This is a genomic window from Limosilactobacillus viscerum, from assembly GCF_947387525.1.
GTDB classification, from domain to species: Bacteria; Bacillota; Bacilli; order Lactobacillales; family Lactobacillaceae; genus Limosilactobacillus; species Limosilactobacillus viscerum.
The window spans coordinates 1-12,667 of the sequence record NZ_CANDNW010000039.1; the positions used below are offsets into that span (position 1 = coordinate 1).

The 12,667-nt window shown below is 38.1% G+C and carries 12 protein-coding genes; 3 read left to right on the forward strand and 9 right to left on the reverse strand.

Annotation, left to right across the window (positions count from 1 at the left end):
• The coding region (locus QOS07_RS08580; protein ID WP_283588544.1) for a mucin-binding protein at positions 1 to 2,088 on the reverse strand (2,088 nt) is incomplete at its 3' end.
• Between the two features lie 532 nt (positions 2,089 to 2,620).
• Between QOS07_RS08580 and QOS07_RS08585 the strand changes: the two genes are divergently transcribed.
• The gene (locus QOS07_RS08585) at positions 2,621 to 2,863 is read left to right on the forward strand and encodes an Lreu_0056 family protein (protein ID WP_283588545.1); all 243 of its coding nucleotides are present in this window, start codon (positions 2,621 to 2,623) and stop codon (positions 2,861 to 2,863) included.
• Between the two features lie 404 nt (positions 2,864 to 3,267).
• Here QOS07_RS08585 and QOS07_RS08590 read toward each other — a convergent pair whose 3' ends face one another.
• The 8 genes from QOS07_RS08590 to QOS07_RS08625 form a co-directional block, all read right to left on the reverse strand.
• Complete coding sequence (locus QOS07_RS08590) at positions 3,268 to 4,500, reverse strand: tyrosine-type recombinase/integrase (RefSeq protein WP_047767161.1); 1,233 nt, start codon at positions 4,498 to 4,500, stop codon at positions 3,268 to 3,270.
• Positions 4,501 to 4,563: 63 nt separating this feature from the next.
• Complete coding sequence (locus QOS07_RS08595) at positions 4,564 to 4,749, reverse strand: helix-turn-helix domain-containing protein (protein WP_047767163.1); 186 nt, start codon at positions 4,747 to 4,749, stop codon at positions 4,564 to 4,566.
• Between the two features lie 19 nt (positions 4,750 to 4,768).
• Positions 4,769 to 5,338, reverse strand: a complete 570-nt coding sequence (locus QOS07_RS08600) for a hypothetical protein (RefSeq protein ID WP_053002991.1) — start codon at positions 5,336 to 5,338, stop codon at positions 4,769 to 4,771.
• A gap of 13 nt (positions 5,339 to 5,351) precedes the next feature.
• A complete protein-coding gene (locus tag QOS07_RS08605) occupies positions 5,352 to 5,768 on the reverse strand; it encodes a hypothetical protein (RefSeq protein WP_047767165.1) in 417 nt (138 codons plus the stop codon).
• A gap of 181 nt (positions 5,769 to 5,949) precedes the next feature.
• Positions 5,950 to 6,303 carry a hypothetical protein gene (locus QOS07_RS08610; protein WP_047767167.1) on the reverse strand — a complete coding sequence of 118 codons (354 nt, stop codon included), beginning with the start codon at positions 6,301 to 6,303 and terminating at the stop codon, positions 5,950 to 5,952.
• Between the two features lie 18 nt (positions 6,304 to 6,321).
• Complete coding sequence (locus QOS07_RS08615; protein ID WP_283588546.1) at positions 6,322 to 6,693, reverse strand: hypothetical protein; 372 nt, start codon at positions 6,691 to 6,693, stop codon at positions 6,322 to 6,324.
• 13 nt (positions 6,694 to 6,706) lie between these two features.
• Positions 6,707 to 9,583: a hypothetical protein gene (locus QOS07_RS08620; RefSeq protein ID WP_283588547.1), complete on the reverse strand. Its 2,877-nt coding sequence runs from the start codon at positions 9,581 to 9,583 to the stop codon at positions 6,707 to 6,709.
• 572 nt (positions 9,584 to 10,155) lie between these two features.
• Positions 10,156 to 10,590: a hypothetical protein gene (locus tag QOS07_RS08625; RefSeq protein ID WP_047767173.1), complete on the reverse strand. Its 435-nt coding sequence runs from the start codon at positions 10,588 to 10,590 to the stop codon at positions 10,156 to 10,158.
• Between the two features lie 656 nt (positions 10,591 to 11,246).
• Here QOS07_RS08625 and QOS07_RS08630 point away from each other — a divergent pair.
• Both QOS07_RS08630 and QOS07_RS08635 read left to right on the forward strand, forming a co-directional pair.
• The gene (locus QOS07_RS08630; RefSeq protein ID WP_047767176.1) at positions 11,247 to 11,624 is read left to right on the forward strand and encodes a hypothetical protein; all 378 of its coding nucleotides are present in this window, start codon (positions 11,247 to 11,249) and stop codon (positions 11,622 to 11,624) included.
• A gap of 174 nt (positions 11,625 to 11,798) precedes the next feature.
• Positions 11,799 to 12,667 (forward strand): IS30 family transposase (locus QOS07_RS08635; protein ID WP_283588548.1); only part of this gene is annotated, 869 nt, incomplete at its 3' end.

A 12,667-nucleotide genomic window follows, 5' to 3' on the forward strand; every position in this document is an offset into this window, starting at 1 on the left:
ATAGTTAGTCAAGCCCGGTGATACAACCTTGCCCCAGCTGCCTGATTCAACTGTCCAATCGCCGTAGGTAACTTTACTAGTCGTCTTGTTGTTTGAAACCGTCCGGGTCAAAGTTACGTCTTGTTCAACCGGTTGTGCTAATCTGCTTGGAATAGCCTCCCCAGTCTTCTTGTCAAGGTACTCGATGGTCCGTTTTACGGTTTTGGTTTCGTTTGTAGTATCAGAGTGTTGTGGGTAATAAACCGTCACCGTAGTATTATTACTGTTTTCATTAACCGTTGCTGCCGCAACCTTACTTGCATCAGAACCATCGGCAAAGACTGGTGCATCATACCCCTTGCTTGAAAGGTCAGGTGAAGTCTGTTCAGCCCAACTACCATCAATAGTCCAGTTGCTGTAAGTTGCCTTACCAGTTTCACCATTAGTAGTCTTGGTGCGGGTTAAAGTTACCGTTTGCGTTACTGAGTCTGCTACGGTCTCGCCAGTTGTCTTATCAACATAGTTAATGGTCCGCGTCACATTTTTGGATTCTGTTTCAGTAGTGTCATCTTTAACATAAACTACTTTAGTATCCTCAGTTGGGTGAGACGGTGTAACGGTACCATTATTCACATCAGGATTAGGTTGATCTGTTGAGATGTGATAACCCGGAATCTTTGGGACTGGTTCGTTAGATTCAACTTCTCTTGGATGCGTTGGATCGTTGGTATATGGAACCTCATCACCAATCCCGTTTCCATCTTTATCAACGGGAACGATGCTACCAACTTGGGTGTAATTGTAGGTTAACGAATTTGATCCAGCAATATACGGGTTAGGGAAGGCATAGGTATCCTGGTATCCCCCATTGCTTTCTTGGTATTGGCCAGTCCCATCTACTGGAACAGTCATCGTTTTTACAAGTTGACTGTTTTTATAGACCTTAACCGTGAAGGAGCCGTCGCTATTCAAGGTGTTGTCAGCATCAAGACCTGCATCGGTAAAGTGACGCTTCCACGTCTGACCAACCTTATCGGCAGTATATTCGGAAACCTCACCGCTTTGACTACCTTCAGTTTTAGTTAAAACATAACCGTTTACGACCTCTGGTGCTGAAACCTCAATGTATTTACCAGCTAAAACGGTTTGTGGATCTGATTTAGTCCTTACTAATTTACCAGTTTTATCATAATAATGGATCGTTAGCGCAAACTGACCGTTGGTTGGCAAAACCCCAGTAATAAGGTTATTACCTTGACTTCGATCAGCAGAGTCTTTTTCACCATCGGAGGAATAGCCATAGTACAAGTCATTATTGTTTTTATTATTTTCATAAACCGTATAGGTATCACCATAATTATTGAAGGTAATCCCATTTTGGCTCTTACTTTCGCCACTCGCTAATTTAATTGGACCAGAAATCGTCCCATCCACTGACTGAGTAAAGATATAAACGGTACCACTTTCACTACCGTCTTGCTTTACCGCTCCATAATAGCTCACATAATTTAATTCATCTTTAACTTCCTTAAAGACAAAATATTCACTGTATGTGTCATTGTTAAATTGTCTTGGATAGTCTGATGGCAATGGCGTCGTTACCGTGGGAGTATAGTCTGCTGTTGTGCCTTGCGTACTACTTGAGATAGCTGCCAATGAAACCATCAGCAATTGGCTAGCAGAACGATTCTGTTGCGTTGCACTACTGTTAGCTTTTTCACTTGTGGCACTTTGACTTTGCGCACTATTACTGGTAGTAGCAGATGCGACTTCATTTGTCGCACTACTTGCAACCGCACTAGTCGCTGTTGCACTAGCATTATTAGCAGCACTCTTATTAGTAGTCGCACTTGATGCACTTTGCGCATTTAAACTTACACTACTTGCTGAACCCAGCGAACTAGCACTGGAACCATTAGTTGATGCAGTAGTATCTGTTGCTCCGGACGTTTGCGTATCCGCATTAGCAGAAATTGTCGAAGCTCCTGCATAGATTGAAACTGAAACCAGCACTGAAGCTACTCCAAGGGACAGCTTCCGCAGAGCCCAATGTTGGTGTTGATCAGCATGTTGCTGATCATATAATTTTTGATTATTTTTCCCAAGCATTTTCTGATTCTCCAATCTATTTATAAGTCAAATTACTAAATATCAATCACTTATCATCAACTTAATAATACTTCAAAAAAAAAAAAAACAATACCTATTTTTATCTAACTATTTTTCAATATTAAATTTTAGGGAAAATTAAAAATTATATATACTTGGTGCCTATTCTTAGCGATTTAGCTCTGCTCATTATTTGCTAATCGCTACATTTTGTCTAACAGTTCTTTTTAATTTTTCTGCCAATATTTAAGAATTTATTATAAAAACACCATTAATCGATTACTAACTGACTGGGCAAGAACTATATTTAATTCACTTATAGCTAAGCACTCAACCAACTCCAACTAGCAATTGAAAATTTAAAAATGCTAATATTTCTGCCGATTTAAATAAAAATATAGATTCTAATAGCAGTAGCCAACAACCAGCTCCAACTGACCTTGATGAAAAAACTGAAGCAGTTCTGATTTACGCTAAAGCAAATGGCTTCGATACTTTAGATGTATCTGACAACAATGATGCTAATATGGAGTTGTCTACTGCTGATAATGGTAGAAAAACTGTTGGTTATGGCTCTGATGGTGATGTTCAGTATCAAATTAATGGTAATAATGTTACCTATTGGACATTGGATCACAGTAATGATACACCAGCATATAAGCAAAAAATGATTGAACATACAACTACTCTTTCAGAATTAAAACAAGAATTCTATACTGCTGGTAATCAACGTCAAACAGTTGATATTATTACTGACAATATGGACGTAGATTAATCATGAATTAAAATAGGTACTACATATTTTGAATTTATGTAGTACCTATTTTACTCTATACCACATATAAGCCATAAAAACTATACTTGCTCAATTTTAAGAAATGCACACAGTTTTCAATTAATTATTCCTATTAAATCAACGTTTATAGGATGTTACTCAATTTTCACATGCACACGCTTTTTTTGTGTGCACAGCTGTGTGCATAATATTCTAAAATAAACAAAAATAGTCCTTGATACATCTCCGCAAAACGTTGATATATCAAGAACTAATAAACCTTGTAAGTTTTAATTATGCTGACTAGATGGACAGAGTGATGCTGCCCTCGGCCTTACAGCCACATGGGGTCATTTTGCATGGCGCCAATTGGTGTGTTTCGTAAACACACGGAAATTCTCTATCTAGTTATTTGCAGTCACTGCTAATTCAAGCATTGATTGATTTAGGTCCTTATCAGGATGTACATAAGTACGCATAAACATCTGCAGGCTGTGTCCTAGTCGACTAGCTGCCCATGGGTAACTCATGTTAGGAGTATTCCCTAATTTAGTTGCAACGGTATGACGACATGTATACATAGTTACTGCTAATGATCCATTATTAACTTCAACCTTTTTAGCAGTGCGTTTAAGCATATCATTCATTGTTCGTTGTGCTATTGGCAATCCCTCAGAACACCTAACAAAATCTGTCAAGTTAAGAAGAACTAAGTTGTTATCATTTACTAATTTCTTCCTATTTAGTATTGATTCCTGTTTCTGGTGATAATCTTTCAACACATCCAACAGTTCCGAAGATATAGACAATGTCTTCCGACTCTCACCATGCATTCGCGCTTTAAGATGGCCATTGAATTTCTTTGACCGTTCACACCACGAATCGTCAATAGATAAGACGGTAAAACCACCTTCTTTTGTAAACTCATCCCAGCGCAATGCTTGAATCTCTTGCGGACGCATTCCAGTATCTAACGCAATTAAAATTGCTAATCGACTACCCCAATAGATAAATGGCGTATTTTTTAACTCAGCAAACAAAGTTGTTCGAATTGCATTGACCTCATCACTAGTAAACACATACTTTTTATCTGGAATAGTCATATCACCTTTCCGAAAGAATTGTGATAAAGCTGATTCAGGTACCGGATTAACTGTCAATCCATATTGACGCATCTTATTAAAGAATGATCGAATATTTTGCAATTGACGGTCAATTGTCGTATGCTTTGCCACTCGTGTTTTATGCTTCTTAACGTAATCATGAGCAAAAGAATTAACATCAGCTTCACGAACATCTTTAATCTTTTGACGACCAAAGAATTTCTTAATTAGCTTAGCAGTATACTGCCAATCATAATACGTTGAATCTTCCCAGCGATCATTATCGTGACATTCATCAACATACTTTTGAAATGCTTCTGACAATGGTTGATCAAGCATTTGATTTTCGATTTTGACTTCATCATGAAACTTTGCCCATAACTTTGTTTCTAGGTTAACAGCTTCACTACGGGTAGTACCATTTGTAATAACACTTGGAATCTTTATCGTTTTACCAGTTGTCCTATCAACGGGTTGAATCCGCACACGATAATGCCCTTTTTTCTTGCCACTTTTGATTAATGTTATTGCCATTTTAATTACCTCTTAATAAAAAAGAGGTCACATAGGCCCCCTTTATTGTAACACAACACATTGCTAATTCATTAGCCACTGCTTGACTTCATCGACCTTGTAATACTTACGACAGCCAGGGGCTAACTGATGAACCGGACATGATTGCCCATGTTGATTTTTCTTCTTCAGCATTTTGAATAATGTTGTGTTACCAATTCCAAGAGCTTTGGCAAGTTGTCGAGCATTCTTAAATTCAGTTCCAAACATTATGACAAGCTCCTTTCATCTAATTTGAATCCGTGCCATAATGTTTATGACAACGGTTTTGGCGAATTGTTGTTGAAGGCTTTGTATTACTTTGGCGAGTTGCAAAGCCTTTTTTGCATCCATAAATATCACACCAATTATCATATTGATGCACCAGATGAGAATCGTATGGTTGACCATTCATTGGGCCATTCACTTCCATGATGTAACCAACACGAAGTTTTTCACTATCTGGTACTGGATAACGTTCTTTCATCAGCGGCTTGATAATCGAAACCTTTGTCGGATTACGTAAATCTTCTTGAAGTTTATGTGCCCAAGGAGAGACAATTCGAGCATTGAACTGAATTGTTTCTCCCTTTGCTAATTGCCCTAACTGAGCTAGTTGCTTACCATAATTCAACTCAGCACCGATAGCCACAAACTTAAATTTATCATCGGGATCTAAGCAATAAACATTCTCCAAAGTAACTACTGGCTTATATAGTTCTTCATCAATTGATGCGGCATACTCATCGTTCACTTTAAAACCCTCAATATCAGCTTTAAAAGTGTAACGGTGATTATACCTCATAAAAGAAAGATACATAGTTATCAACTCCTTAGTCATCAAAAAGATTCAATTCATCCAAGTCATCAGGATCATAATAAGCTTCATCTGGCATGCATTCACTCACTGGAGCTTTGGATAATACGCGAACAATCTTTTTCTCTTTCATTGATAGCTGAAAGTACTCATCATACAACCGATCGCTAATATTATACTTACACTTCATTTTTTCAATATCTGTTTGTGTCATAACAACATTAGGAAGACCTTTCCAGCGTTCTGCGTACTCCCCAATACACTTAACCGCTTGGAGATATGCGTCTGGATCAACGTCAGCCCAACTCATATCGAAAAGATCTGAAGGCGGCATTTTAGGAGATAAAATCGTACAAACACCATCTAGAATTTTTGGTGCTGCAGCTTCAATAAACTTTTCCATTGGTAAAAACTTTAATAACTTCTTATCCATTTTTTGTTTCCTCCATTCATTTAACAAACATCGCACTATGCAATCGAGAGACAATACTTCTTAGTCATTAATAATTAGGTGGTGAAACACCAGAAGATAGCATTAGCATTCCTTTTGTCAGTGCATTAATTAACTTTCGTTCCTGTAAACATTCCACATCCATAAAACAATTACCTCTTTCCTATTCATCTAACAATTCCATTCCTTCGCGTAACCCATCAAGCCAAATGTAGGACAAGGCTTCTAGCCGATCATCAGCCTTCAGGTGGTAAAAAGCATCATATTCTTGCTTTGAGATGTGGTACTCTGCACAAGTTTCTTCAATCATCTTTTTGTCGACATATTTTGTCGGCTTACCATCCCATAATTCACCATAGTATCCGTACTTGCGGATAGCTTCTGCCCGATACTTAAACATCACGTCGAGTACGTTTGCCTTAGGGCCTTCCTTATCTAAACGTTCCATGGCGTAACCAATATAAACCTTGTCTGCTAAGGTAACGATTGCTTGAGCTAAGTTAAGATTTGATTTCATAATTTGATTTCTCCTTCATTAGTTATGTTCTTTTAATAATTCATCAGGTGTAATTTGCCATGGAATTCCGACTACCATATCGTTTTGAAGCACCGCTAACACTTTTACGCGAGCTTCTCCAGTTAAATGATAAAGAGCATCGTACTCTTTCTTTGAAACTCCAAATTTATTAAGAATTTGGCTGATTTTATTGGTATCAATATATTCATTGGGCTTTCCATCCCATAACTCACCATAAGTACCAAACTTTCGATTAAACTCATATTTAAATAGAAACTCGGCACTTGGTAAGCCAATATTCTTAATCAATTTTGATACAAATTCTCGTTCAAGGCTTTCCTTAATTGTCTTAATAATTAGTTGATTTACATTAGATAATTGACTATTCATAATTTAATTCTCCTTAAATTAGATTGACTTCATGCAACAAAATGTAATTTGGAAGAACCTTGATATGTTTCTTTTGAATACGCCGTATAGTTGCCCGAAACGATTGAAGCTGAGGAATGTCACGTTCTTCTGAACCACGCAGGTAGGACCAGCCTTCTTCAATAAACTTTTGTTCGATTATTTGGTATGACTTTTGAACTTCTAAGTTATTTCTTGCAACATAGAACACCCAATTTCGATATACTTCAGTGCCGCGATGATAATAAGAATTACCGTGACGGTCTTTCTTAACAACTTTCCAAAACTTCGTCGGTCGATACCCCTTTTGAAGTTCATTAAATGCTCTTGCAAAGAACGGCGCATAACTTGATAGGTACCAAACACCATACTTGAGTAAGTCACGACCTGTTTGCCAGATACGATTAAACTCATCCTCTGAGTCAAAAGGTCTTGTTTCCCAGAAAACGTACTTCCCATTGTGATGATACTTGGTTGGCACTTGGGCCATATCATAAGCAAAGAATAAATCGGTTGGCTGATCCCAAGATGTTTGCAGATGTTGAAATTTTTTCTCGTGACGCATCGCTGTGATTCCAGTAATCTGATGATTAACTACATTGATAGTAGGGCGATTGAGATCAAGATAATTCTCAAAGACTTCCTGAGGTGTGATCTTGGTTAATCCCACCATCGCTTTCAAGCTATTATCACGACTAAATGTCAACCGCGTTCGTAAATTAGCAGTTTCATCAGTTGTTCCGTCTTTCCTTTTCACATACTTACCGTCAAAAAATTGGTGTACCATGTCGTGATACCAACGATTTTCTTTTAGAGTAATCTGGTCCATTACATTCATGATGTCGTCAATATCAAGTGGCTTTTTAGTCCAAGTAAGGCAACCATCTGTAACGTTATTTAGGAAGATGGTACTGGAATCAACAAGCCAAATTGCCCGTTGCAAAGTAATTATGTGTAAACGAGTAATGGCCGTAAATTGCATAGCTTTTAGTGGATTAGTAATCCTTGAAAACGGTACATAATATGGACGGCCGTTATTGTAATCAGGACTAGTCTTTTCTTTAATGCCTTCAGCGGTTACGCCATAGCACTGGTTGACCACGTTTTTGTTCATTTGATCCTCGGGACTTCCGTGAGTATATTGCTCTCGGCGTTTCTGGAAGATGTCTTGAATATGACCTTCACGACTGACGCCATTCAATGTTCCAGGTTGAATCTTTGCTTGTTTCACAAAGGTAATTCGATGAGTGAAGACCTTTGCGCCACAAACCCAAGCGGTGTAAGCGTCTGTATAGGATAAGTAAACTTCTTGGATCTTCCGAAAATATCGAGGACCGTCATCAACATTTTTCGGGGTAATTACGAATCCTTTGTAGTTTTTCGGATATTCAATATCAAAGATCCCCACGCCGACTGTATAAGGTCCGTTCATTTTTCCGGTGGCTTTAACAATTCGTGAAAACTGGTTAGCAGCCAAGTTGTGAAACTCCCTGAACTTAACGGCACCCAAACCTGGCGCAATATCTGGAATTAGGTGACCAGCTTCCGAATAAGCTGAACTCAAATCCCAATCACGTTTCTCACCGTCCGCCGGAAGCACGCCAGTCCACTGAACCAAGTTATAGCCGCCGCTATACGCTTTAACGGCATCATCAAACATCCGATTTAGAGGAGCATCAACCTTATTAGTCATGTCGTGAACTAAATGCTTATGACTACTATCATTACTAATATCTGTTCGCGGGAAAGCATAACCCTTGCGGATCTTGTCAAAGTCAAGATGATCCGTTAACCATTCCCTCAAATGCTCTGGCGTTGGCTCCGCTAACAATTCATCAAAGTGATAGTTACGTTCAACCTTACCTTTAACGTTTGTTATTTTGGGTTTACATATGGTCATTAAGAAACTTTCAAAATCTTCATCATTATCACTTCGCTGGTTAAGTTGTGATAGAAGTTTGATAACCTCATCAACAATCCAATCAGCTGGCTGTTCATTTTCACAACCAATAATCGTTCCAACAATACTACCAAGCGAAGGTTTCAGTTGTAGAGGCTTAAAATCTCCGAACCCGTCCTTGGTTAAAGTCTGCTGAAAGTTAAGAATAAAAGTTCCATATAAAGCAGTCACAACCACATCTTCAAGAGCATAATCAACAAACTCACTCCGACGATTCTGCCAGAGTTTAGTCATATGTGACTTATAAAATCCTTTGGTGTGTCCGTCCTGAGCATCCCATTTTTCAGTATCGATCTTCGGAACTCCAATCAACTTGCCAAGTCCAGCTAGGTTCAACTTACCAGGTGCAAGCTTAGTCATATCCCGTATGACTAAATGGTCGTTTTTCGTTAATTTGACGATATTTCGATTTTTATCCCGAACGAGCAGCTTTAGTGGTTGACTAGTGAAGACGGTATTACTGTGAATAGCAACGATCTTACTGGCTTTGTCTTTCTTACGCGCATTTTCAGTCAGAATTTTTTCATAGTCTTTGAAAACACTAAGATCGACACCGCCCCAGAAAGTCCAAAACTCTAAGGTGAACTTACGTAACTTCTTCACTTCATCGTAGCTGCCAATATGTCGCAAATACTTCTTCAACAACTTCATTACATCGCTAAAACGGAAAACATCATCAGTGCTATCCCGCTTGATAAAATACAAGGTGGGTGACCGATTACAATAGTTAAAACTTAACTGGATTGAAATAATATCTTCTAGCCGCCGTTGGTTAACTTCAATTAGTTCGCCACCAATTGGAATTTGGTTTCGTGTGTTTGATTGGTATTCAGTGTCAAAACCAATGATTACCTTTCCAGGATCTTCGCCCGGTAATTGCCACTGACTAAATAGCTTTTGTTGAACAAACATAGTTTCAACTCTCCTTTCTAAACGCAAAACAGGCCGTTTGATAGTAATGAGATAAACTCTCACTATTATCAAACGACCTGTTAAAGTCATTTGTTTATTTATAGTCGTCGGATTTTGATGAATGCAGGCTTTTTACCGCCTAATTCTAAGCGTATCCTCGCTTAGACAAGCATTTTTATCATACGTCAGGACTTATTGCTTTTAAGGATTGAACGTCCAATCTCAATCCGCTCACACTACCACGGCATCCTCACGGGTTGCAGGGTTCGTGACACCCTGCTTCTGATACTTTTAGTGGTTAGAGATACAATTGGCTTAGGTAAAATTTCGACCGAGAGCATCAATTCTCGACTACTTAGCCTGTGCTGGTTTGGAACTGATAATAACGACTTTTATATTCATTTCCATACGGATTTGTTCCGTATGACATTATTATAAGCGATATTACGTTTTAGTCAATCTTTTTATTAAAAATATTTTTAAATAAATATCGCAATATGGCATATATACAGCATAATGCTGTATAAAAGCATCAGAATTATAACAAAAAGCACTCTCTATTCTCAATGAATTTATTGAAAGTTCTTTGTGACGATTTCTTCTATAACATCTTCTGCTGGAGTGTATTCGCTACTTGCTAATTTTACTAGTTTTTTCCAGACATCATGTTCAAACTGAAGTGTGACCGATACCAGCTCATCACCTTCAGAAACTTCACCAAAGACTTCCTCATACTCATCAGCGTCTAGCTTGTTTTCTGCCCAACGTTTAGCTGCCTCAATTGTAAGAGGCTTAATGTCTTCACCAGATGTCCAACTCTGCATATAGGATACTGCATATTCTGAAAGTGGACCACCACTACCATATAAGAACAGTTGTCCATTCTTCTTACGATATAAGGTTTCAGTTTCATTAGAAAAATCAGATGAAGAAAGACCGTTACTCCATTCAGCAAGCTCTTTAGCAGTTTCAGTGTTGTATAGGATTCCATTAATAATTTTTTTCATGGAAATGCCTCCTTAAATATTTAAGAATTTCGATTGTTTTTAGCAACCCGTGTTCGTTTTTTTCGAACACAAGTCAAAAAAGGGCAGCTTTGCTGCCCGATTTTAAGTCTGGAAAGCAACTTTGCTTTGAAAGTAAAACATTTAAAACAACAAAAAAGGCGAACCAAAAAGGTTCACCTAAAAATCGTAATTCAGTTCCAACATCAATCCAAAAAGAGCGACTTTGTCGCTCTTTATTTACATCCTCAAATTATTTTTGCTATGAAGGTTACAAATACCAACTAATCCCAATAAAAAACTTCTTACAACATAATTCCATTAAGGGGTACTCTGTACCCCACCGTCAAAGTAAAAGTAAGAATATGGTAAATAGTGTAACCGTCATAATCAGTACTAATTTCAATCAACACAGTTACTACACAAGGTTCAACCAAGGAATGCTCTGCATTCCAACGTCTTGGTTACGAACCATATCCTCATAAACGGCTGAAATCAACTAAGTTACTATGTTTTATCCTCTATATGTATTGTTTTCCAATTTTACAATTCTGTCAAGCCGTTAAAAAAATCTTATATAAATTTTATGATTTAACTAACACAGCGTGATAATATCACGCTTGTGAAGCCTTCGATTACAAGAATTGGAGGTCTCAAATATGACATATAATTACTTACAAGAAGAAACTAAGGACATAATCGACTACATTAAAAATGAACTAACCTTTACAAATCGCTTAAATTTACTAGCATCAGGAAAACAACAAGCCACTGAAGAATTAAATGAAAAATTATTTAATGTGGATTCCGTTACTGGCAATGGAAGTGGTTCTTACACCTTTAACACGCTACAAGCTGAAAGAAATCTCGTTGGTAACTGGGAAATTTTAAGAACCGCTATTGACGAGCTGGATCCAAGTTTCGACGCTATCCACAAAGGAGCTGAGGCATGCGACGTCCTAGTACGTATCTACTTACTCCCAACAGCAATCGATGATGCAATTACAAAACTATGGAAAAAAGATGAAAACAGCTAACTTATAACTAATATCTCGCTATTAAAAGTCCGTTATTTTAACGGGCCTTTTTTTCAAGGTGGATTATAGAATGAAGTTAGCCACCTAATTGGTGGTAAATGCAAAAACGCCATTCGGCGTGACATCAGGTATCATATTAAGTGAATCAAACCTATATGAAAGGATGTCCGTCAAATGACGCACTTAAATGATACCATGCCCACTAACCTCTTGGCCACTCATCGCAAATATGCACACCTTACTAAAGAAGAGCGAGTGATGATTGCGACTTTAAAGTCGCAAGGACTTTCCAATCGCGCAATCGGTCGTCAATTAGGAGTGAACCACCAAACCATTAATAATGAGCTTAAACGTGGTACAGTTCGCCAAATTCGTCGTCAAAAATTCAATGGTAAGACTTACGATTACCCTTATCACATCTACAGTTATGAAGCTGGTCAGAATATTTATCTTAAATGCCACCAACGGTCCGGTCGTCCTCGTTTATATTACCGCTCAAAGCGTTTTTTACAATTGGCCGACCAATTAATGCTTGGTGAATTCGATGAGCATCGTTACTCTCCTCAAGCAGCTATTTATAAGGCACGTGATTTGATGAGTGATGATTCACTGATCCCTAAGTCTGTTGTGACTTTGTATCAGTGGATTAATGATGGTGTATTCCGTACGTCTAACTTGGACCTTTTTGAGAAAACTAAACGTAAACACCATCAATCTCATCCACAAGCCAAAAAGTGCTTAGGACCTAACATTGCTCAACGTCCACAGGTTGCGGACCAACGGTCCGAAATTGGTCATTGGGAACTAGACACTATTCAAGGTCATAAAGATGGCAAGAATAGCGTTCTTCTAGTAATGACTGATCGTTTTTCACGGGTTAATATTACGAGAAAAATTACCAGTAAAACTGCATATGCAGTGAATCATTTTTTTGTTGAGTTGCGTCAGAAGCTTGGCAAGAATGCTGGCTCTACGTCAAGTAGTGTTGATCAGGAAATTTCTGCTCTACATTGTAAAATTGGTCTAAAGGAATCATCTGCGAG

Coding starts and splice junctions, on each gene's coding strand:
- QOS07_RS08625 (WP_047767173.1), bottom strand. CDS start 10,590: ATGAAAAAAATTATTAATGGAATCCTATACAACACTGAAACTGCTAAA.
- QOS07_RS08590 (WP_047767161.1), bottom strand. CDS start 4,500: ATGGCAATAACATTAATCAAAAGTGGCAAGAAAAAAGGGCATTATCGT.
- QOS07_RS08610 (WP_047767167.1), bottom strand. CDS start 6,303: ATGAAATCAAATCTTAACTTAGCTCAAGCAATCGTTACCTTAGCAGAC.
- QOS07_RS08620 (WP_283588547.1), bottom strand. CDS start 9,583: ATGTTTGTTCAACAAAAGCTATTTAGTCAGTGGCAATTACCGGGCGAA.
- QOS07_RS08600 (WP_053002991.1), bottom strand. CDS start 5,338: ATGTATCTTTCTTTTATGAGGTATAATCACCGTTACACTTTTAAAGCT.
- QOS07_RS08595 (WP_047767163.1), bottom strand. CDS start 4,749: ATGTTTGGAACTGAATTTAAGAATGCTCGACAACTTGCCAAAGCTCTT.
- QOS07_RS08615 (WP_283588546.1), bottom strand. CDS start 6,693: ATGAATAGTCAATTATCTAATGTAAATCAACTAATTATTAAGACAATT.
- QOS07_RS08630 (WP_047767176.1), top strand. CDS start 11,247: ATGACATATAATTACTTACAAGAAGAAACTAAGGACATAATCGACTAC.
- QOS07_RS08605 (WP_047767165.1), bottom strand. CDS start 5,768: ATGGATAAGAAGTTATTAAAGTTTTTACCAATGGAAAAGTTTATTGAA.